Raw genomic sequence first — 22,394 nt, forward strand, 5'->3', positions numbered from 1 at the left:
TAACCGATAATAAACAGGCGCAACCAGCGCAACTGTGGTTCTGGCTAACACCGGAACCAATTATAGGACACCCAACAGCGGCGAGTCAGGATGGAATGGCATATCACCGATGCCCAAAGTTTGGGTATCATCGATCGCGAAATCGGTACTCATGTGTTTTCACCCGCAGAGTACGAAATTGTCCGGCGGGTGATTTACACCACAGCCGATTTTGAATATAAAAGCCTTGTGCGCTTTTCAGACCAAGCCCTGCAAGCCGGAGCAGCGGCCCTAGCTGCCCGTACTACAATTATAGTAGATGTACCCATGGTGCAGGTGGGTATCACTCCCCAAATTTTGTCAACCTTTGCTAATCCAGTGTACTGTTCCCTGGACACAGTGACCCGACCCCAACGGGAAAAAAGTCGCACGGCTTGGGGTATTCAAACCCTAGCCAAACGTTATCCAGAGGGAATTTTTGTGATTGGTCAGGAACAAACGGCCCTATCAGCCTTAGTAGATTTAATTGAGGCTGAGGAAATTAAACCCGCCTTAGTGATTGCTACGCCATCGGGGTTTGTGGGGGCGGATGTAGCCAAATCGCGCTTAAATGATTCTATGGTATCTCATATCCGTATAGACGGCCGCAAGGGTAGTTCAGTGGTCGCTGTAGCCATAGTTAATGGCTTGGTAGACCTAGCTTGGCAAGCCTACGGGAGAAATGAGTCAGGGGGGAATTAATCATAAGCCTGCTGACGGGGAGAAGGACTCCGACGAGGCGATCGCGATTGGGGACGACCATAACGCGATCGCATCTCCCGGGTAATTTCCATAAACATATCCCGCCGCAAATAGGGATATGACCCCACCCAAATATTTTGGCTAGGAATATACACATCAGACACCTCATTAATGCTGCTGAGGTCATCCAGGTAGGAAGTTACCAACATCACCGCCACCTGACCCCGACTCAGTCGTTTATGGTTGCGGTTAAGGGGGGCTTCAATTTTCACCACAAACCCGGTTTTATCCCCCACTTCTACATTAATCCGCCGCTCTAAGTTTTCAATGATAATTAAATCACCTTTAGAGTTAACCGATTCTTGCTCATTAGTCACCGCTTCCGAAATATAATAATCCAAAACTTTGCCCTGCCAAAATCCACAATAGGGATATTTGCGAAACTGGCGATTTCGTATACTAGCATCCCAAATGGGACCCCACAGCCAGTACAAAGCAAACATCACCAAAGGAATTAACAAAATTTGCCTGCCTTCAAATTGTACTGATAATTCCACTAAGGCGAAAATCAACGTCCCCACAGCGGAGACTAACAATCTTCTGATGAATTGTGATGGCTTCCCCCAACAGTGTTGATACTGTTCGCTAGTAGCCACAGCCGGAACCAGTTCATGGAAAGTTTGACGGGTGAGTGGAATTAGCATATAATTAGCACCATAAATGAGCATAGCCTAATCGAAGCCAGGGCGGGTAGTAATTAATCATCCATTATCCATTATCCATGATTAATTATCGATTATCCATGATCAGAGAATTTTCTCTAATCCATAAACCAGACTTTTCAGTGATAAGACTTGACGAATTGCCAGCAAGACACCGGGCATATAGCAACCGCGATCGGTGGTATCATGGCGGAGGGTATAAATTTGACCAGCCGCCCCAAAAATTACCTCTTGGTGAGCAATCAAACCGGGTAAACGGACACTATGAATGCGGATTTGTTCATCAGCGATCGCACCTCTAGCACCGGGTAATTGTTCCGTTTCTTTAACTTGGCTTTGGTTATAGGTTTTCCCGAACTCTGCCAGCATTTGCGCGGTTTTAACCGCCGTGCCGCTAGGTGCATCAGCCTTTTGATTATGGTGTAACTCAATAATCTCTACATGGTCAAAATATTGAGAAGCAGCGATCGCCGCCTGTTGTAAAAGTACAATGCCGATGCAAAAATTAGGGACCAATAAACATCCCATGCTGGCTTTATCAGCAAATTCGGCTAAATCCTGAATTTTGGCTTCACTTAACCCAGTAGTCCCCACCACCGGACGGACACCATAGGCGATCGCCGCCCGAATATTGTCATATACTGAGTCTGGGTGGGTAAAGTCCACCATCACGGCTGGCTGCTTTTCCTGAGCCGCCATAACCAGCATTCCTTCGCGATCGTTTGTAATCGGGATCTCTAAAGGTTCAATCCCCGCGAGACTTCCAGCATCTTCATTCAGATAAGCCGGATTTTTATCAATGGCCCCCAACAGCGTCATATCCTGTGCAGCAGCCACCGCTTTGACCACTTCTCGACCCATTTTACCGCCAGCACCATTGACCACCACTGGAATTGGAAATTGACCTACCATGACTTTAAACCAGAAATATCCTTTATTAGACTATCAAACCATTTTGTGTCTATCCAGGCTAGAGAACTGCCCCATCGAAATTGGTATGATAGAATCAGGTAGTCCATTTCTGCTGATTAATGCTGCGTCACAACTCTGGTTCCCAATGGTCACCGCTATCTAAATGGCGATTGCTAGTCTTACGGATGACTCCGCCATTGTGGTTGATTATCAGCCTCACCAGCACCTTATTATTAACTGGTATTAAACTCAGGGGAGATTTGCAACCCGTAGAATTGAGGTTGTTTGACGGGTTAGTTCGCCTCCGACCCGAATCCGAACCTGATGACCGGATTTTGATTGTCGCTATTACTGAATCAGATATTGCCGCCCAAGAACAATGGCCCATGTCTGATGCCGTATTAGCCCAAGTTTTAGCTAACCTACAACAGCATCAACCCAGAGCGATCGGTTTAGATATATATCGGGATCTACCTCACCCACCCGGTAGCGCCGAACTAAGTCAACAGTTCCAGGCTCCTAATATATTTGGGATTACCAAAATTGGCAACCCCGACAATCCCACTATTCCCCCCCCTCCTCAACTACCACCCAAGCAAATTGGCTTTAATGACCTAATTCTCGACCCAGACGGAGTAGTGCGCCGCCAACTCTTATTTGCTGAATCTCAGGGAAACACCTTTTTTTCCCTGGGTTTACGATTAGCACTACATTACCTAAAATTTGAGGGTATCGAACCCCAAAATTATCAGCAAAACCCCGAATATATGGAGTTAAATAATCGGGTATTTGTGCCGTTAAGGTATCATCATGGGGGCTACTCCAATATTGACGATCGCGGTTATCAAATCCTGCTCAACTATCGGGGAGTTCAACCCGCACCCGTCGTCACCTTGAGCGAAGTTTTGGCCGCTACAGTTTACCCAGATTTAATCACTGATAAAATTGTCTTAATCGGAGCCACCGCCCCCAGTATTAAAGACGAATTTTTTACCCCCTATAGTGTCAGAGAATCAACCGCACCCAAAATGCCAGGGGTTTTTATTCATGCCAATATAGTTAGTCAGATTTTGGGGGCAGATTCTGGCAATTCTCCGGCTAATAATTTATTCTGGTTTTTGCCTCAGTGGGTAGAAATTATCTGGTTGACTCTTTGGGGAATTGGCGGCGGTTTTCTGGCTTGGCGTATCCACCATCCAGGAATGCAAGGATTGTACTTTTTCCTGGGGATATTCACGATTTTTGGCGCTACCTACGTCCTGTTTTTATTCAATGCTTGGATTCCCCTAGCCTCTCCGGTTTTAGCCCTGACTTTAGCCGCTACTGGGGTGATTGCTTATAAACAAATTCATAACTTCCTGCATGATTCCTTAACCGGATTGCCTAATCGTTCCCTATTTCTCGATCGCACTCAACAAGCGATCGCCAAGTCTCAACGGAATAAATCTATCTGTGGCGTATTATTTATTAATGTCGATAATTTCCGCCTAATTAATGACAGCTTAGGAGATTTAGCCGGAGATCAACTGCTCATCCAATTGGTAGAAAGACTCAAAAACTCCGTTCTATTAGGGGATACTATAGCACGTTTAGGCGCTGATGAATTTGCCATTTTGCTGCGGAATTTAAAATCAGTAAATAATGCCACAATCGTCGCTGAACGTATCCAAACAGCCTTACTTTCTCCCTTTATTCTCAATGGTCATGAGGTATTTAAAACCGTGAGTATTGGCATTGCTTTAGCCGATACAGCCGAAACTCGCGCCGAAGATTTACTCCGTAATGGTAATACCGCCATGCTGCGGGCGAAGTCTCTCAAAAATATTCGATATCAAGTATTTGAACGCACTATGCAGGTCGGTGGTTTGGATCGCCTGCAATTAGAAACTGATCTGCGTTTAGCCGTAAGCCGTGGGGAATTTGTCATGTATTATCAACCTGTAATTTCCCTAAAAACTGGCGAAATTGTCGGCTTTGAAGCCTTAGTGCGTTGGCAGCATCCTCGTCAAGGTTTGGTGACACCAGAACGGTTTTTAAAAGTCGCTAAAGAAACCGGATTAATTATTCCTATTGGTCGCTGGGCTATGCAAGAGGCTTGTCATCAATTGGCAATTTGGCAGCAGTCCCTAAAATCAGATTGTCAGATTATTGTGGGCGTTAATTTATCAGGCAGACAGTTTATTCACCCTGATTTAGTTGACGAAATTAAGGGAATTATTCAAGATTCAGGTATTGACCCCAGTGGCTTACGATTGGAGATGACAGAAAGCGTGATTATGGATGATGTCGAAGCTACTATTCGCCTACTTCATCAGTTGAAGAATTTGCAAATCAAGTTAAGTATTGATGATTTTGGCACCGGGTTTTCCTCCCTAGGTTATTTACCTCGTTTTCCCGTGGATGTCCTGAAAATTGACCGCTCATTTATTGCTCATATTGGGGAAGCCACCGAGGTGGAAAATTTGGCAATTGTCAGAACTATTTTGATGTTGGCACAAGCCTTAAATTTAGATGCGATCGCCGAAGGAGTAGAAACCTTTGAACAATTGGAACAATTGCGATCGCTCGGTTGTGAATATGCTCAAGGTTACTATTTCCAAAGACCTATATCTGCTGACCATGCTACACAATTCTTTACATCTCATCCCCATTGGTAAATACCTTTTCGGGAACCAATCCCTTAATCTTTACGTCAGTGGATAGGTTGATTTTTTGACTACCTATTTGATTTAGGTCACAAATATCTAGGAGTTTAGTATTTTGATGTCATGGTTCATTCTGCTTCTATTCTCACCGTAGGCGATCCTGCCCCCTGGTTCAGTTTGCCCGACTCCAACGGCAAAAATATTGTTCTCCGTTCCCATGCTGGGAAACCAATTCTGTTAGTATTTTATGCAGGGGATCAAATCTCAGAATGCGAAAAAATCGCTTGTCGATTGCAGGATATTATGTCAATGTGCGATCGCTTTGATCTTCAGATTTTTAGCATCAGTCTCAACCACCCCTCAACTCGCAAAACCTTCGCCGAAAATCATCACCTTACCTATTCCTTACTCTCCGATTTAAAAGGAGAAGTTAGCACCAGATACGGAGCCTATATTTGCGACGGAAAAAATAGCAACACCATCGTTTATAACCGTGTCGCTTTCCTGCTCGATCCCGGTCTTCGCATTCTCAAAATTTACCCATTACATCCCCTCGAAGAATTTACCCAAAAATTCCTAGGAGAAATTCAAGATTTAGTCGCCCAAGAACCTCCTCGACTCATTGAAATGCAGGCTCCTGTCTTGCTAATTCCTAAAGTTTTGGATTTACGTTTATGTCGGGAACTGATCAAGATTTGGGAAACTCAAGGTAATGATGAATCCGGGTTCATGAAAAGAGAGGGAGAAAAAACCGTCGGCTACGTTGACCCCAGTTTCAAGCGACGGCGCGATCACTTTATACAGGACGGACCTGTTAAAAATTACATCGATTCTATTATGCAGCGGCGGGTATTTCCAGAAATTCTGCAAGCCTTTCAATTCCAACTAACTCGCCGTGAATGCTACAAAATAGGCTGCTATGATAGTGAATCAGGGGGCTTTTTCCGACCCCATCGAGACAACACCACTGGGGGAACATTGCATCGGCGATTTGCGATGACTATTAACCTTAATACTGAAGAATACGAAGGGGGTTGTTTAAGATTTCCTGAACACGCACCCCATTTGTATAAACCTGCCACAGGAGATGCTATCATATTTTCATGTTCTACCATGCACGAGGCTACTGATGTGACATCAGGGCGACGTTTTGCCTTGCTTTCTTTCTTCTATGGTGATGAAGATGCCGAAAGACGCAATGCTTACGAAAACCGGGTCAGAAATGATTACAGTCGTGTCATTAAGCTGAATGCTTAATTAAGCATCATTTGGGGGGCTAACTTAGCTCCCTATTTGATCAAGTTTAATCAGGGTGATCATTATATGAAAGTTCTAAAACAGTCCCCATCTCTGAAAGCCAAATTTAAACAAAATATTAATCGCAAAGTATCCAGCCAACGGGAGGAAGCTAGTCAGGCTTGGGGTGGTGGTTTCTTGGGGATGATAGGCGCAGGAGTATTTGAATTTAAACAAATCCGAAATCAAGTTAAGGGTAGTTTAGGGGAAAATTTAATTGCTCTGTTGCTGATGACATTTCCTGACAATTGGGTATTATTTAAAAATGCTCTGATTCCTGCTACTGCTGGCAGTTTAACAGAAATTGATTTGCTATTGATTGGGAACCGAGGTATTTTTTTAATTGAAGTGAAAACCTGGAAGGGTTCCTTGGCGGGAAATCAAGATAACTGGAAACGGCGCGAGGGTTCCCAGTGGGTTCCTGTATCTAACAGTCCTACTTCCCAAAGTCTCTATCATCAACAGATGTTTCAGCGGTGGATTTTTTCAGAAATCCCTAGCTTACCTACTGATTGTATCACTGCGCCTGTGGTTTTTCCTATAGCTAAATGGGTGGGGGCTAAAAATTGTTCTGTGCCAGTTTTAACCAGTATGACAGATTTGATATCCATGATCTGGAAATCTCCCGAATATCTGACAGATGAACAGGTTTTTAGGATTAGTAAACATATCCAAGAATATGAATTGTCACCCGTATCTAAACCGCAACCGCAACCGCAACCAGAAACCAAGCCTAAGCCTAAGCCTAAGCCTCGCAATTCTCAACCGGAAACGGAAACGGAACCGGAACCCAAGCCTAAACCCAAGCCTAAACCTAAGCCTAAACCTAAGCCTAGGTTAAAAAAAGATATGTAAAATCAATTGTTGATGATGACCTCACCACTGCTACAAGTTAACAATTTAGAAACTCGTTTTATTACTAATGATGGGGTAGTTAAGGCTGTTAATGGCATTTCCTATCATATTAATGCTGGGGAAACTCTTGGCATTGTCGGGGAATCTGGCTCGGGAAAAAGTGCCGGGGTGTTATCAATTTTGCGGCTAATTTCTGACAATTCTGGCGGGATTACCGGGGGGGAGATTTGGTTTGAAAATCAGGATTTACTTAAATTAAATAAATCGGCATTAAGAAAAATTCGGGGTAACCATATTTCCATGATTTTTCAAGACCCGATGACGTGCTTAAATCCGGTTTTAACTATTGGTAAACAAATTACGGAGGCTATACAATTACATTGCGGCGCGACTAAATTAGAGGCAGAAAAACAGGCGATCGCACTTTTAGAAAAGGTGGGTATATCACCAGCCAAACGCCGACTTGGTAGCTATCCCCATCAATTATCTGGGGGAATGCGACAGCGAGTTATGATGGCGATCGCTTTAGCCTGTCATCCCAAATTATTAATTGCTGATGAACCGACAACCGCTTTAGATGTCACTGTCCAAGCCCAAGTTATTGAGATGATTCAACAGTTGCAAAATGAAATGGGAATGGCGGTAATTTGGATTACCCATGATTTAGCACTTTTGGCGAGATTTGCCGATCGCATTTTAGTCATGTATGCAGGTCAAATTGTCGAAGAAGCGCCCGTTAATCAACTCTATAAGCATCCTCGTCACCCCTACACAATGGGATTGTTAAAAAGCCTCCCCCGTCCTGACTGCGACATGGGAGAGACTCTCGCGGCTATCCCAGGGACTCCCCCAGATTTGATTAACTATCCTCAAGGTTGCCCGTTTGCGCCTCGATGTCAATATGCGATCGACCGTTGTTTTCAGGAAGATCCGGTTTTAGAATTAGTTGCCACCCATCATCAAGTCGCCTGTTGGGTTAAACCATGACTTGACAAAAGGATGATTTTATGCTAGTTAAAATCTATCTATTTTCTTGGAATGTTTGAGACCTGATGGTTGCCAAAACACAGCCCAGTAACCCAGAAACCGATACCCTATTAAGGGTTGATAATTTGCAGGTACACTTTCCGGTCACTGGGGGGATATTTCGACAGAAACAGGTAGGGATAATTAGGGCAGTAGATGGGTTAACATTTGCCATAAAACGGGGTGAAACTCTTAGTTTAGTTGGGGAGTCTGGCTGCGGGAAAAGCACCACAGGTAAAGCGATTTTACAGCTTCAACCTCCCACAGGTGGCCGGGTTTATTTTAATGATATTGAACTGACTAAATTAGAACCCGAAAAGTTGCGAGTTATGCGCCGCCAAATGCAGATAATTTTCCAAGACCCCTACGCCTCCCTAAATCCGCGTATGACCATTAAAAAAATCATTGGGGAACCCCTATTAATTCATGGATTAGCTAAGGGTGAATCCCTGATTCATCGAGTGGAAGAGTTATTAGAATTAGTGGGACTAAATCGGCAATTTATTAATCGTTATCCCCACGAGTTTTCGGGTGGTCAAAGACAGCGAATAGCTATAGCTAGGGCTTTAGCGGTTGACCCGGATTTTTTGGTCTGTGATGAACCGATCGCCTCTTTGGATGTTTCTATTCAAGCACAGGTAGTGAATTTAATGCGATCGCTACAAAAACGCCTAAATTTAACCTATCTATTTATCGCCCATGATTTAAGTGTAGTCCGCTACATTTCCAGTCGGGTAGCAGTCATGTATTTAGGTAAAATCGTCGAAATAGGGGAGTGCAATTCTGTCTATGATTATCCCCTTCATCCCTATACTAAAGCCTTACTTTCTGCTGTCCCTATTCCTGACCCAGAAATCGAAGCCAAACGGGAAAGAATTATCCTGAAAGGAGATGTTCCCAGCCCTTTATTACCCTCCTGTGGATGTCGATTTTATAGCCGCTGTCCTTCCGCGCATTTAGTTGGCGATCGCTGTCGGGTCGAGGAACCCCAATTGCGAGAAATTAATCCCGGACATTTTGTTTCCTGTCATCTATGGGATTCCCAAAACCCTCCATAACCCTAGGATTCTGTAGTGTGACCAGCTTTAGCGATCGCCGCCTTTAGCGCCGCCTCAGAAGCCGTTGCTTCCACAGTCACCACCTTTGTATTTAAGTCAATATTGACAGTAGCATCACTATCAACACTATGAATAGCCTTGGTTACACTGTTAGCACAAGCATCACAAACCATTGAAGAAACCGTAAGTTTTATGGTCATAACTAGCCTCGCAAAATACTCGCAAAATACCTGTATAGTATAGCATTACCCTAGGATTTTACCATTGTCTTGACAGAAATATCCTGAAATCGAGGTAAATATCATAACCTGATACCCGCCGAATCACACTAATAGGCTATAATGGTAAATATCCACCCCTAATCAATGTTAAATTCTAGTCTTAGGTCACATCATGTCCCTAGTTCCTCCTAATGATATCAGACAAAAAATTCGAGAAATGGTCGAAAATTCTCAATCCCATCCTACCGCATGGTTTGAAACCCTTTATGCTGAATCCCAAGGCGACCCATCCTTGATTCCTTGGGCTACCTTAGCGACTCATCCCCAACTAGAAAAATGGCTAGAAAATCAGGCAATTGAGGATAATAATCAAACCGCTTTAGTGTTAGGTTGCGGGTTAGGAGATGATGCAGAAGCCTTAGCAGATTTTGGCTTTCAGGTGACGGCTTTTGATATTTCTCCAACAGCGATCGCTTGGTGTCGCCAAAGGTTTCCTAATTCTCAGGTTAATTATACAGTCGCGGATTTATTAGACCCCGATCCTAACTGGCTAGAAAAGTTCGATTTTGTACTCGAATCTCGGATTACTCAATCCATGCCTTTGGAAGTCAGATCCCAAGCAATTAAGGCGATCGCCAATCTGGTAGCCCCCCATGGTATTTTATTGTTAATTACCCGATTTCGTGACACCGAAGCCGCACCGGAAGGCCCCCCATGGCCTTTGTCAGAGGCAGAATTATCGGCATTTAAAACCTGCGGCTTGACCGAAATCAATCGCCATAAATTTGTCGCCGAAAACCGTCCTGATGCCCAGCAATTATGTATTGAATATCGGAAAGATGTTTTTTAATAAATAGATGAACCATTCAGTTAATCCCGAAACCCAATCATTTCTCAATCATGTATTGGCAGCTAATCACCCCCCAATTAGTGCCATGGAACCCGCCGAATTGAGAAACCTTAATAAGATGTTTGTTAAAGCCAGTCACCCACCGGAAGCGATCGCCAAAGTCGAAAATCGCACCATTGCGGGTCCCGCTGGAGAATTACCAATCCGCATTTACACCCCCAAGGGAAATCAACCTTTTCCGGTTCTAGTTTATTTTCACGGTGGCGGTTATGTAATCGGTAATTTAGACATGGTAGATAGTATTTGTCGCAGCCTCGCCAATGGCGCAGAATGTGTGGTTATATCAGTAGACTATCGCCTAGCACCAGAACATCCATTTCCAGCCGCCATTGAGGATGGTTTGACCGCGACTGAGTGGGTTTTTAATCAGGCTAAAACTTGCAACTGGGATAGCGATCGCATTGCGGTGGGGGGAGAAAGTGCGGGGGGAAATTTAGCGGCGGTGGTAGCCTTAAAACGGCGAGATCAAAAACTAGCCCCCCTAGTTTATCAATTGTTAATTTATCCCATAACTCAGATAGAAATTGATAGCGAATCTCGCCGCCTATTTGCGGAAAATTACTTTCTGAGAACGGATGATATTAAGCATTTGTGCAGTTTTTATATCACCAACCCTGCCGATAAAAATAATCCATATTCTTCCCCCCTGTTAGCGGAAGATTTATCAAATTTGCCTCCCGCTTTGATTATCACGGCGGAATTAGACCCCCTACGCGATGAGGGACAGGCTTATGGCGATCGCCTCCAAAAAGCCGGAGTTCCCGTGAAAATATCTTGCTATCCAGGAACCATTCATGCTTTCATTAATTTAGCCGGATTTATCAGTCAAGGACAGGAAGCACTAGCCGAATGTGCGATCGAATTAAAACAGAGATTTTCCCATAAAAGCTAATCCCATTTATTCTGCGCCAATTGACCCGAATTTAATCATCAGCCAGAGGTGATAATTAATCATGGCAACCCTAAATTTCCACACCACCAACACCACCTTCCGCCAACTTCTGGGTAATGGCTTAATCTATCATGTACCTCCCTTTCAGCGTGACTATTCCTGGGGAAATGACGAATGGGACGACCTGTGGCAAGATCTGACTGCTTTATTTGAAGAAGATAGCGAACCCGCTCATTATATGGGCTACCTCGTGCTACAATCATCTGATAGCAAACACTTCGATATTATTGATGGTCAACAACGAATGACTACCATCAGTATTATGATCCTGGCTGGTTTGTCTTATTTACAAGATTTAGTTAAGGCGGACTTGGATGCACTCAACAACAGTCGCCGCCAATACCAACTGCAAAATAGCTACATTGGTTATGTCGATCCCGTCACCCTCATTCCCCAATCAAAACTCAGACTAAATCGCCATAATGATCGTTTTTATCAAACCTACTTGGTTCCCCTAGAACCCCTCCCCCAACGAGGTCTAAAAGCCTCCGAACATCAACTACGCCAAGCATTTATTTGGTTTAAAGACAAAATCAGAGTCCGACTGGGAAATCAATCTGATAGTGGACAAAATTTTGCGGCTTTTATTGATTCCCTAGTAGACAAACTCTTTTTTACTGTGATCACCGTTACAGATGAATTGAACGCTTTTAAGGTTTTTGAAACTCTCAACGCCAGAGGGGTGCGTCTTTCCGCCACTGATCTACTCAAAAACTATGTCTTCTCACTAATTAATAACGCAGATACTCATGAGCTAGAAATGCGTAGCCTAGAAGATAAATGGGAGAGGATTGTTGGTTTATTGGGTAGTGAGAGTTTCCCGGAATTTCTGCGTATTTTTTGGAATAGTCGCCATAGACTTGTCCGTAAATATGATCTGTTCAAAACCATTCGACGACAGGTGAAAAGCCGTAAAGATGCCTTTGGCTTAGTCCGCAGTTTGGAGCATGATGCTGGAGTTTATGCGAGTCTTGGAGACCCATATTATGCCAGTTGGAAACCCGAGGAAAAACAAGCATTAAAGCAACTGTTAATGTTTCGTGTGCGTCAGCCTTTGGCAATACTTTTAGCTTGTTATCATCAATTTTTTGACAACGATAGAGATGCCTTTACCCGCATCCTGAAAGCGATCGCTGTGATTTCATTTCGCTATAATGTTATTTGCAACTTGCAGACCTATGAACAAGAACGTTTGTATAATGAGATTGCTGTGAAGGTTTCCCATGGTCACTATAAGACTGCTGAGGAAGTTTTGGCGGCGCTGGGTGTTGTGTATCCAGATGATAATCAGTTTAAGGGAGCTTTTACTGAAAAAGAACTCCGCACTACCGACACCCGCCATAAGAAAATTGTCCGCTATATTCTCTTTGAAATTGAGAAACAGCGCTCCGGGAAAGCGTTTGATTTTGAGAGTTCCACCTATAATTTAGAGCATATTCTCCCGGAAAATCCCTCGGATGCCTGGGCTTATATCGAGGAAAGTAAACAGGAACGCTTAATCTACCGCCTCGGTAATATGACCCCCCTCGAAGCGACTAAAAACCGTGAAGTTGGGAATCAGGATTATGGGACTAAGCGGGATGTTTATGCGGAGAGTGATTTTCAAATTACTAAAGCGATCGCTGAACATTATGATACCTGGGATGAACATAAAATTGAGTCTCGGCAAAAGCGATTAGCTGCCATAGCTGCTGGCATTTGGCGCATTGGGTAAATTGACAAGATCAGCGACTAAATTCTTTAACGTAAAATTTGCTGAATCATCTGATTGGCTTGGGAACCATAACCGCCACCAAATAGGTTAAAATGATTCAAAATATGGTAGAGATTGTAAAGAATTTTGCGGCGAGAATAACCGGAGTCTAAAGGGTAAACTTGATTATAACCCTGATAAAATGCGGGGGAAAATCCGCCAAATACTTCGGTCATGGCGATATCAACTTCTCGATCGCCAAAATAGGCAGCCGGGTCAAAAATGACTGGTTCTCCATCATTGGTAACAGAGGCATTACCCCCCCATAAATCCCCATGAACTAAAGCAGGTTTAGGGTGATGACCGGACAACAATTCTGGTATTTTGTCAAGTAGGCGATCGCTATTTTCAAACGATCCTCCCCGCCGTCTAGCGAGTTTCAGTTGATAACCAATGCGATGATCTCGCCAAAATTCTCCCCAGTCAGTCGTCCAGGTATTAATTTGGGGAGTTGATCCGATAGTGTTGTTGATATCCCAACCAAATTGCTGAGATCCGGGATAGTCTCGCGGGGGAGTCCACTGGTGTAGTCGCGCCAATTGTCGCCCCATTTTCTCCATAGCCTGAGAATTGCTACGACCCCCTAGCTCTAACCATTCTAGGACGATATAAGCAGAATTGCCAGCAGTACCCCAACAAATGGGTTTAGGGACGCGAATAGTTTGGGTTTCCCACATTTGTTTAACTCCCAAGGCTTCCGCTTCAAACATGGCAACTTGAGAGGCGCTATTGAGTTTCACAAAATAGCTGCGATCGCCATGAGTAAGGCGATATCCCTGGTTAATGCAGCCGCCACCTACAGAAGTAGGGTTGTTGGCTTTAAAGGTTTGGGAGGTAGCAGTGGTTATGTGTTCGCAAATTTGATTCCACATGGTAATTTTTAGCGATCGCTTTCAGTCTATATTTTAGATCAACTGTGACTCAGCTCTGAATAACCCATTGGGATTATGGGAATTTCTGCCATGAAATCGAGGAGCAGATTTTAGGCGATCGCCTTAATTCCCCATAACACCAAAGGCAGAGTTAGGAATGATAATATAGTAGAAACTACCACCACGCGAGCGGTGCGTACTTGGTCGCCGCCAAATTCATTAACCATCAGAAAAGCCGTGATAGCTGTTGGCATAGCACTCTGTAAAATTAACACCTGTAAATCTAAATCACTCAGTCTTAATAATGAACCGACACTATAGGCAATAATCGCACCACCGATTAATCTGAGAAAACTGGCTCCCACTTCATAAAGGCTAATTTTCCACTGACTTTCGGCAATTTCTAAGCCCAACAATAACAAGCCGAGGGGAATAGCCGATTCCGCCACCAAATTCAATCCCTCATCAATATTAAAAGGTAATTTTATCGGAAGTGCGTAAAGTACCAAAGCCGCGATAATTGACCAAAATAGCGGTAATTTGAGGGTAAATTTTAAGGACGATTGCCAACCTCCCCCTTTGATGATAGCTGGCGCTGTGATTAAAACCACTAAATTCCAGGCGATTAAATAAACAATCGCCCTTTCTAGTCCGGCTTCTCCTAAAGCTAAGAGGGTGACAGATAACCCCATATTGCCAACATTTGATAGGGAGGTGGTGGCAATTAAACTTTTTTCCGTTGACCGAGACAGGTTTAAATAACGTGCGATCGCCCAAGCTACCAAACACAATAATATATAAGTCAAAATAAACCCTATCCCCATTCCCGCCATATTTTGGGGGGTCAGAGTGGTTCTATATAGTGTGTCAATAATCAGTATGGGAAACAGAACATACAGCAGCAAACGGGAGATGGTTTGGCGATCTATGATCAGGGTTTTCCCGGCAATAAAACCAATCAGAACAATGCACCCAACGGGGATAACAGCAGAAAATAAAGCAATCATCAAAGGTAGTAAAGGCTGCAAAAAACAGCCAGATCTGATCTGACTGCTATACTTTGGCGATAGTCTAACGCAACTTTCGACAATTGGGGAAGGTTAATGGGTGATTCACGTAAACCTCTTGGGAGCGTGGAAGCCCCGTGTCTTTAGACCGGGGAGGAAACGCGACAGGGGGACTTTAGTCCCCGTCAATCTTTCAAGCATAGGCGTAACCATCCTTCCTGTGAATGGGTTGGCAGTATTTGTGGCTGATGCCTGCCACCCGTACCGAAGCGGTGGTAATATCAAAACTACCAGACGCACGGCAGAGAACCCGTCCTAGATATGAGCCAATTTTCTTCCCCGCTGTGACCAGTGCCGTCACCATGTCGCCAGTCTGAAAGCCTTTATGAATTTGCCTCCTGGAGCGGTGACGATTCGGGAATCCGTACTTATTCGTCCCGCACATCTGACGGGTTCCATGCCCCTTTGCTAAAATCAGCAACGGTTTTGAAGTCAGAACTTCGAGTGATTCGACTGGTCCAACACAGGCAGCATCAAGCCAGTGAGCTTTAGGTAGGTTGAGCCTCAGTCGATTGAACTTCGTTTGTCCGCCCGTTCCTGTGGTAACTGGGAGTCCTGTTGCTTTCAGAGCCTTGAACAAGGCCCATCGGGTCGAGTTAACGGCAGCCGCATCTTTAAGGGGTGATTTGGCCTGCCTGAGAAGACGACTCAGGACATCAGGCTGGCCCGATAAAAAATCCCGAATGTCCCCATTGCCTTTGGCTTGATTGCATGAGTGGCAAGCCATCGTCAGGTTAGAAACCCGGTCAGAGCCACCCTTAGACCGAGGCTGGATCTGCTCAACTTCAAGTGGTACATTTTGAGCCCCACAGTAAGCACAGGTTCTGCCCCACTTTTCCAACAGGTATTCCCTGATTTCATAGCCTTGTAATTCTCCCTGCTGATACTCAACACCTGATATCTCAGGGTTTTCCATCAATTGCAGGTCGAACCGTACTAGCTCTTGGGTAATGCGGCCAACTGGGGCAAGTCTACGAAATCGGTGAACCCAGGTCATTAGAGTATCTACTCGATGCTGCAAGCTGGGAGCTAACCAACCCTTGCTCCGAGTCCGATTCAAGAACCGAGCTGGTCGATATCGGGTCTTGCGGTTTCGTCGAGAACGTCGGAGTTGACGACGAGAGAGCAATGCTTCTTTAATCTGCTGTCCTCGGTGCTGCAACTCGGCAGCAAAGATAATATGATTCCCTTGCTTTAAGGCAATTCCAGTGACTTTAGAGCCTGGGTCTAATTTGAGTTCGAGGGGTTCAGGATTAGCGTCAACCTCCTTGTTTAGAATAATGGTGAATGGGTAGCGTCGAAATACCGATGCTTTCCCGGCTTTGAGCAGTGATCGTGCCACCCCTGGCTTGCACGGTGTCAGGGGCTTGCGGTTGGTATCTAAAACGAAAATATGGTTAGACATTGTTGCGTCTGTTCTGATTGCTCGTAACGTTTGCTTCGCCAAGGTTCAGAGTCGGTACTTTCCAAATCGCACTGTCTTAACCCCTTAGGACTGTTTAACGATTTGGTTCTAGTGCCTGGAACTAGCACGCATTCCAGGGTAGGAACTTTAACTCTTGCTCTGAACGTAGCCAGTTAAGGCTTAAGCTGGTCAGCTACCTGAAAGCGGGGGGCACGAAGCCCCCGTGCTTCAGCCGGGGGTGCTGACTTCGTCATTAATACATTCCCTCAAAGGGTCCTAGGAAGGTGGGTTTAGGGCGAAGAATATGGACTTGGACAACAGCTTTGACAACGGCTAGAAGTTCTCGCCGGGTATAGAATCGCATGGAATCATCCCGAAATTTGCCCCAGTCCGGTGTCCCAAAACCGATCGCATCAATCCCTAAACGATTGCATATATACACCGCACGGGGTAGGTGATATTGTTGGGTGATTAGTACCGCCGTCTCGATGCCAAAAATTTCCCTGGCGCGATAACAGCTTTCGTAGGTACTAAATCCCGCATAGTCCAGGCGAATGTCGTTTGCGGGAACTCCTTGGTCGATCGCATATAGCTGCATGGCCACTACCTCATTATATTCGGGAGTGCCATTGTCTCCGGTCATTAAAATCTTTTCAACCCGTCCCAGTTTGTACAGGTCGATCGCCCCCTGAATGCGATCGGCTAACATCGGTGTAGGGGTTCCATCCGCCCAAAGTCCCGCCCCAAACACGATCGCCACCGGTTTGTCAGGAACATCGGCGATCTCAGTGTAGCGGCGAGTTTGGGTGATCAAGTTAATATATAAGTTCAGCACAAATGGCGTAAGCAGTCCGCCAATAACTGATAACACCAATAATAAACGCCAGTGTAGTATTAACCATTTGGGCAACATAGTTTCAATCTGAGCGTAGCAGTTCAACATTTTACCAAAAAATTGCCGTGGCCGGGGAGCCTAGCTAATTTTTATAATTTACCCTCCCAGGGGCCTAGTTTCAGCAACATTGCCTAAATATAAACTATTCCCAGATACCTGGAAAATCCCACACAGAGAGGTTTGGCAACAAATTTGCCAAAAATTTGGTGAAAGGGGTTGACATATATCCGATAACCTACTACTATTATTAATTGTGCGAGGGAAACAAGCGAGAGCGACTTTCCAGCAACCTCGAAAGATTTTAAGTCTTTCCTGGTGTCTATGGCTCAGTGGAACCACACCGATCCATCCCGAACTCGGATGTGAAACGCTGAAACGGCGAAGATACTTGGCGGGTAGCTGCCTGGGAAAATAGCAAGATGCCAGGATTAATATAAACTATAGCTTCCTTCCAGTGATAAACGGAGGGGGGCTTTAGTTTTTAAGGAACAATAGCATGATTAAACCCAAATCAGCAATCTTACCGCCCTGGATCGTCCTAGACCCTCAGCTAAAACAGTGGTTAACTGAAGATATTGGTAGGGGCGATCGCACTACTGATGGTTTGTTGAGGGGGGAAAGTTTATGGGGAACAGCGCATTGGTCCGCGAAAGCGCCAGGAATTATGGCGGGGTTAGCAGTGGCGGCGCGGGTTTTTCAACTGTTAAGCGATCGCCTTGAGGTGACACCAACGGTGAAAGATGGCGATCGGTGCGATCGTGGACAAGTAATCCTACAATTAGAAGGACCCCTAGATGCTTTGTTGATGGGGGAAAGGGTAGCCCTAAATTTGGCGATGCGACTGAGTGGGGTAGCCACTTCCACCCGTGAATATGTGGATGCGATCGCTGATTTACCGACTCAACTGGTGGATACCCGCAAAACTACCCCAGGACTGCGACTGTTAGAAAAATATGCCGTCCAAGTCGGGGGGGCGAAAAATCATCGCATGGGACTTGATGATGCGGTTTTGATTAAAGATAATCATATTTTGGCGGCTGGGGGTATTGAAAAAGCGATCGCCCTAATTCGCGAAACTATGCCTTATCCTCTGACCATTGAGGTGGAAACCGAAACTATTGAACAGGTGAAAACGGCGGTAAATGCGGGGGCGGATATTATCATGTTAGATAATATGTCCGTAGCTATGATGCAAGAGGCGATCGAGATGATTCGCCAGTATAATAGCCGCATTAAAATTGAGGCATCAGGAAATATTACCCTACAAACTATTCGCCAAGTTGCCGAAATTGGTGTTGATTATATCTCCACTAGCGCTACTATTACCCGTTCCCCCTGGTTAGATATCAGCATGAATTTGGGACCCGGAAACTTGGGGATTAATGACCCTTCCAAAATTAGAATGATTTAACCTCAAACATCACAGCGCACTTGACAGGATGTTAAACCCAGAGCCTGTAGCATCTGGGTGATTTCCTGTTCATAAATAGGGTTCATGATAATCACCACATCTGGTTTATAGTCTACTAAAAATGCAGGGGGGACAATTTTTTGACCAGTTCCCGCTACATACATTCCCTGTTTGCGAGGGTTAATATCAACAACATATTCAATTGCTGTCTTGGCTGCTTTCATAAAGTTTAAGAATGTCACACCTTTGGAACCACTGCCCCAAATGACCACCCGCTGGCCTTGGTTAACCAGATCACCTAGTTTTTGTTCCCACTCTGATAACTTATCCTCAAACTTTTGTGAAAATTCAGCAATGCTGTTAGCTAACTGATTAACCTGTTCGGTTTCCGGTTTAATCGTGCGATCGCTATTAAGACTAGGCTGCGCTTCCAGACATAAAAATTGCCCTCGGAATTCTTCGGTTATTTGTTTAACCTCAAAACCACAGGATGAGAAAGCATAGGCTAAACTGACGGGCGCAAAATAACAGCAATGTTCATAAATAATATCCCAAACTGCCAGATTATCAAAAATATCTAAGGCATTAGGAACCTCAAAGAAAATCCCGGTTTCTGGTTTATTTCCCACTATTTGTGCTAGGGATTTTAGCAGGTTTGTGGGGGTGGGTATGTGTTCTAATGTGTGGCGACAGCAGATAAAATTTCCTTGGTAATCAGCATATTTTTCCGAATATAAATCCCGAATAAACTGGAGGCGATCGCCCAATTTTTCATGGTCAGGTAAAGGCACATAAGTCGGGTCAAAACCGATGCCGCGATTGTTCCCCAATTCACACAACAGCGTCAGAAATTCCCCTTTACCACATCCGATCTCAATAATAGTCTTTTCCTGTAAATTGTAGGTATTGATTAACCTTTCAGCTAAATTCTGAGCATACTGCTGAAACCGAGGGGAAAAATCCAGAGCATTTTCATAGACTTGCGTATATTCTAAACGTTGTGGGTCAAAAGCTATATTATCAATAAAACCGCAATCTTCACAGAAAGCCAGTTTCAAGTCCCCACGATTACAATTAATAGCCCCATCACGATCCGACCATAGGATATTACAAAAAACCGGAATATCCAACATTTCCCAAAATACCTGGCGATGTTCCGAACCGCATACCGGACAGATAGGTGTTTCTAACATAGTTATAGGTGCTAATATTTACCTACTAACATATCATTGTCCTGGTGATTTGCCTAGTAACGTTTCCCCAAGATACAAATCACAATGTAAGTTAATCAAACTTGACTTGCCAAACTGCTATAGAGTCGAGTATACTTGTAGTAAACATATTGCTCTATTTTTTGTTGAACAACTTATTTATATTAAAGTTATATAAAAACTATGAGCTTACCTATTCGCCAAGTGAAAGTTGTAGGATCTTATATTACCGCTCTCCAGTTCAGAGACCAAATTGAAACTATTTTGGAGTGGGGTTCTCGGCGACAAAGCCGGGTCGTTTGTGTGGCAAATGTTCATATGCTCATGGAAGCCTATTGGAATCCTGTATTTGCTCGGATATTAGAAAATGCTGATATGGTAACTCCTGACGGAATGCCTCTAGTCTGGATGATTCGGCAAGTAGGTATTCCTCAAGACCGAGTGGCAGGAATGGATATGCTCCTGAGTTTGTGTAACTTAGCACCCTTATATAATGTCAGCGTTTTTTTCTTAGGTTCTAAACCAGAGGTTCTGGAAAAAATGCAAACCAAAGTCCTCAATGAATTTCCCCATTTAAAGGTCGCGGGGTTTAAATCTTTGCCATTTCGCCCCCTGACTCAAGCCGAAGATGACGCATTAATTAAAGAAATTAACAATAGTGGGGCGGGGTTAATATTTGTTTCTCTGGGATGTCCTAAACAAGAAAAATTTATTCATCAGCATCGAGGCAAAATTCGGGCTGTGATGATTGGAATTGGGGCGGTGTTTCCCGTTTATGCAGGTTTTCATAATCGCGCCCCAGAGTGGGTGCGAGAGTCCGGCTTAGAATGGTTTTACCGATTAGTTCAAGAACCTAATCGTTTGTTTGGTCGCTATGCTAAGACTATTCCGCCGTTTATTTTATTAGCAACTAAACAACTATTAACTGAGTATCATTGGTTAGACCGGGTTAAAAAACAATACTCGGAAATTCCTAGTAATGTATTAATTGAAGCGCCCAGGGGTTTAGTCTATCGACCTGTGGGGCGTGTCTTACAAAGGGCGGGTTTACTTTCTCCAGATCAAGTACAGATGGTTTTACAAACTCAGCGAGCCGGAAAAAACCTGCGTTTTGGAGACATTTTAACTTCCCAAGGTTTACTGAAACCGGAAACCATAGAGTTTTTCACAGAGCAGTTACCTGAATTAGCTATTCACAGAGAACAGCATCCTTTAGGGTACTATTTAAAATCAGCGGCTTTATTAAATGAACATCAAATTCAGATAATTTTAGAAAAGCAACATAAAACCGGACTGAGGTTTGGAGAAATGGCAATTAGTAAGGGATGGGTTAAACCGGAGACCGTGGACTTATTTTTGGAGTTTATGGAACCGGAAATGTAATTAATAGGTTATGGTCATTAAAGGTGTAAAGTCTTTGATGGCTTGCTCAAATAAATTAAGTATTTTGGGTTTTTGGGAAAAATACACTAGGCGCTTGGACAGCAGCTTGCATCAACTCCCAACCCAGCCTTTTCCACTTCCACGAGACCCACCTACCCATTTGACCATAGCAATATAGCTTTTCGGAAAATGTGATAGGAACCCGATTAATCACTTTGATATATTGAAATAAAAGCGTCCAATTGGTGAGTGAAAACTTTCTAGTTGTCTGAGAGTTATACCAATTCAAAAGAGCCAAACTACCAGCATCTTTGCGGATGGCTCGTGAGGTTTGGGAATGCTCCCTATAAAAGAAAAGAGGTTGAGGAATTTCATAGAACTCGCCTCTAAGTGCGAGTTCAGCAGCCAAGGGTAAGTCAGCCCATATATAATCTCCAATTAGCTGAGTTTTTCTCAGTTCATCAGTTCTCATTAAGCCAAATACCATGTGTCCTGGCATATACTTACGTTGTTGCCAAAGGTCATGATATTGTTTAAATCGCTCCGTGGGTTTTGGCGATCGCAAATTGAGAATATCAGCATGAGATTTGAGCGGATTTCCTTGTTCATCAATCCAGTATTCTTGAGGGTAACACAAAACAGCAGACGGGTGACTATCCAAGGCTTCTACACAGCGTTCTAAAAACTCGGGAGCATATAAATCATCGTGTGCTGCCCACTTAAAATATTCAGCGGTAGACAATTCAAAAGTTCGATTATAATTTTTAGCGGCACCCAAATTTTCTGGATGGCGATAGTAACGGATACGTTTATCCCTAGCCGCATAATCTCGGCAAATTTCCTCAGTCCTGTCCGTGGAAGCATTATCACAAATAATCAGTTCAAAATCATCAAAAGTCTGAGACAATAGACAATCTAAAGTTTCCTGTATAAAATTTTCCCCATTGTAGACAGGCATACCAATGCTAACGCGGGGATGAGGAGGATAAGTTTGTACCATATTTTACCTGTAGCCTCTCATGTGAATAAAAGTTGAATAAGCAGATCTCAACTCAACCGTCAATCAACCATCAATCCTCC

The 22,394-nt window shown here is 44.1% G+C and carries 21 protein-coding genes and 1 rRNA gene; 13 read left to right on the top strand and 9 right to left on the bottom strand.

All coding sequences use genetic code 11. The features are described 5' to 3' along the window. Window positions 1-90: 90 nt before the first annotated feature. Window positions 91-720 carry a precorrin-8X methylmutase gene (locus HFV01_RS23195; RefSeq protein WP_006621572.1) on the top strand — a complete coding sequence of 210 codons (630 nt, stop codon included), beginning with the start codon at window positions 91-93 and terminating at the stop codon, window positions 718-720. On the opposite strand, the gene HFV01_RS23200 is transcribed toward HFV01_RS23195, so the two are convergent. After that, the gene (locus tag HFV01_RS23200) at window positions 717-1,424 is read right to left on the bottom strand and encodes a DUF8619 family protein (RefSeq protein WP_315664045.1); all 708 of its coding nucleotides are present in this window, start codon (window positions 1,422-1,424) and stop codon (window positions 717-719) included. The genes HFV01_RS23195 and HFV01_RS23200 overlap by 4 nt on opposite strands. 102 nt (window positions 1,425-1,526) lie before the next feature. Then, window positions 1,527-2,354 carry a 4-hydroxy-tetrahydrodipicolinate reductase gene (gene dapB / locus HFV01_RS23205; protein ID WP_006621574.1) on the bottom strand — a complete coding sequence of 276 codons (828 nt, stop codon included), beginning with the start codon at window positions 2,352-2,354 and terminating at the stop codon, window positions 1,527-1,529. Between dapB and HFV01_RS23210 the strand changes: the two genes are divergently transcribed. From HFV01_RS23210 to HFV01_RS23235, 6 genes are all read left to right on the top strand, one after another. Then, complete coding sequence (locus HFV01_RS23210; protein WP_006621575.1) at window positions 2,353-2,517, top strand: hypothetical protein; 165 nt, start codon at window positions 2,353-2,355, stop codon at window positions 2,515-2,517. The two genes, dapB and HFV01_RS23210, sit on opposite strands and share 2 nt — an antisense overlap. A 22-nt stretch (window positions 2,518-2,539) precedes the next feature. Next, entirely contained in the window at window positions 2,540-5,011 is a 2,472-nt protein-coding gene (locus tag HFV01_RS23215) for a CHASE2 domain-containing protein (RefSeq protein WP_438861252.1), read from the top strand. Between the two features lie 111 nt (window positions 5,012-5,122). Then, a complete protein-coding gene (locus HFV01_RS23220; protein WP_006621577.1) occupies window positions 5,123-6,256 on the top strand; it encodes a redoxin domain-containing protein in 1,134 nt (377 codons plus the stop codon). A 66-nt stretch (window positions 6,257-6,322) separates the two neighbouring features. Continuing rightward, entirely contained in the window at window positions 6,323-7,150 is an 828-nt protein-coding gene (locus HFV01_RS23225; protein WP_006667874.1) for a nuclease-related domain-containing protein, read from the top strand. Window positions 7,151-7,162: 12 nt separating this feature from the next. After that, the gene (locus tag HFV01_RS23230; RefSeq protein ID WP_187758249.1) at window positions 7,163-8,137 is read left to right on the top strand and encodes an ABC transporter ATP-binding protein; all 975 of its coding nucleotides are present in this window, start codon (window positions 7,163-7,165) and stop codon (window positions 8,135-8,137) included. Between the two features lie 65 nt (window positions 8,138-8,202). Beyond that, the gene (locus HFV01_RS23235; RefSeq protein WP_006621580.1) at window positions 8,203-9,234 is read left to right on the top strand and encodes an ABC transporter ATP-binding protein; all 1,032 of its coding nucleotides are present in this window, start codon (window positions 8,203-8,205) and stop codon (window positions 9,232-9,234) included. A 2-nt stretch (window positions 9,235-9,236) separates the two neighbouring features. Here HFV01_RS23235 and HFV01_RS23240 read toward each other — a convergent pair whose 3' ends face one another. Beyond that, complete coding sequence (locus tag HFV01_RS23240) at window positions 9,237-9,434, bottom strand: heavy-metal-associated domain-containing protein (RefSeq protein WP_006667876.1); 198 nt, start codon at window positions 9,432-9,434, stop codon at window positions 9,237-9,239. Between the two features lie 193 nt (window positions 9,435-9,627). Here HFV01_RS23240 and HFV01_RS23245 point away from each other — a divergent pair, with 193 nt between their 5' ends. The 3 genes from HFV01_RS23245 (at window position 9,628) to HFV01_RS23255 (ending at window position 13,031) form a co-directional block, all read left to right on the top strand. Beyond that, the gene (locus HFV01_RS23245) at window positions 9,628-10,305 is read left to right on the top strand and encodes a class I SAM-dependent methyltransferase (protein WP_006667877.1); all 678 of its coding nucleotides are present in this window, start codon (window positions 9,628-9,630) and stop codon (window positions 10,303-10,305) included. 7 nt (window positions 10,306-10,312) lie between these two features. Further along, the gene (gene lipP1, locus HFV01_RS23250) at window positions 10,313-11,257 is read left to right on the top strand and encodes a LipP1 family hormone-sensitive lipase (protein WP_006621583.1); all 945 of its coding nucleotides are present in this window, start codon (window positions 10,313-10,315) and stop codon (window positions 11,255-11,257) included. A 61-nt stretch (window positions 11,258-11,318) separates the two neighbouring features. After that, the gene (locus HFV01_RS23255; RefSeq protein WP_006621584.1) at window positions 11,319-13,031 is read left to right on the top strand and encodes a DUF262 domain-containing protein; all 1,713 of its coding nucleotides are present in this window, start codon (window positions 11,319-11,321) and stop codon (window positions 13,029-13,031) included. 26 nt (window positions 13,032-13,057) lie between these two features. On the opposite strand, the gene HFV01_RS23260 is transcribed toward HFV01_RS23255, so the two are convergent. The 4 genes from HFV01_RS23260 to HFV01_RS23275 form a co-directional block, all read right to left on the bottom strand. Beyond that, on the bottom strand, window positions 13,058-13,942 hold the full coding sequence (locus HFV01_RS23260) for a fructosamine kinase family protein (RefSeq protein ID WP_006621585.1): 885 nt from the start codon (window positions 13,940-13,942) through the stop codon (window positions 13,058-13,060). 110 nt (window positions 13,943-14,052) lie between these two features. Continuing rightward, window positions 14,053-14,949, bottom strand: a complete 897-nt coding sequence (locus HFV01_RS23265; RefSeq protein WP_006667879.1) for an AEC family transporter — start codon at window positions 14,947-14,949, stop codon at window positions 14,053-14,055. 193 nt (window positions 14,950-15,142) lie between these two features. Beyond that, the gene (gene iscB / locus HFV01_RS23270) at window positions 15,143-16,414 is read right to left on the bottom strand and encodes an RNA-guided endonuclease IscB (protein ID WP_193520422.1); all 1,272 of its coding nucleotides are present in this window, start codon (window positions 16,412-16,414) and stop codon (window positions 15,143-15,145) included. Window positions 16,415-16,667: 253 nt separating this feature from the next. After that, on the bottom strand, window positions 16,668-17,357 hold the full coding sequence (locus HFV01_RS23275; protein WP_006667881.1) for a SanA/YdcF family protein: 690 nt from the start codon (window positions 17,355-17,357) through the stop codon (window positions 16,668-16,670). 263 nt (window positions 17,358-17,620) lie between these two features. On the opposite strand from HFV01_RS23275, the gene rrf reads away from it, so the two are divergent. Continuing rightward, window positions 17,621-17,737, top strand: a 5S ribosomal RNA gene (gene rrf / locus HFV01_RS23280). A gap of 68 nt (window positions 17,738-17,805) precedes the next feature. Continuing rightward, a complete protein-coding gene (gene nadC / locus HFV01_RS23285; protein ID WP_006621589.1) occupies window positions 17,806-18,720 on the top strand; it encodes a carboxylating nicotinate-nucleotide diphosphorylase in 915 nt (304 codons plus the stop codon). 2 nt (window positions 18,721-18,722) lie between these two features. Here the strand turns inward: nadC and HFV01_RS23290 are convergent, their stop codons facing one another. After that, the gene (locus HFV01_RS23290; protein ID WP_006621590.1) at window positions 18,723-19,913 is read right to left on the bottom strand and encodes a class I SAM-dependent methyltransferase; all 1,191 of its coding nucleotides are present in this window, start codon (window positions 19,911-19,913) and stop codon (window positions 18,723-18,725) included. 201 nt (window positions 19,914-20,114) lie between these two features. Between HFV01_RS23290 and HFV01_RS23295 the strand changes: the two genes are divergently transcribed. Beyond that, window positions 20,115-21,314 (top strand): WecB/TagA/CpsF family glycosyltransferase, encoded by a 1,200-nt coding sequence (locus tag HFV01_RS23295; protein ID WP_008057052.1) that lies wholly within the window; start codon window positions 20,115-20,117, stop codon window positions 21,312-21,314. 55 nt (window positions 21,315-21,369) lie between these two features. On the opposite strand, the gene HFV01_RS23300 is transcribed toward HFV01_RS23295, so the two are convergent. Next, window positions 21,370-22,314 carry a glycosyltransferase family 2 protein gene (locus HFV01_RS23300; protein WP_006621592.1) on the bottom strand — a complete coding sequence of 315 codons (945 nt, stop codon included), beginning with the start codon at window positions 22,312-22,314 and terminating at the stop codon, window positions 21,370-21,372. Window positions 22,315-22,394: the final 80 nt, after the last annotated feature.

Origin of the sequence: Limnospira fusiformis SAG 85.79 (genome assembly GCF_012516315.1) — a bacterium.
GTDB classification, from domain to species: Bacteria; Cyanobacteriota; Cyanobacteriia; order Cyanobacteriales; family Microcoleaceae; genus Limnospira; species Limnospira fusiformis.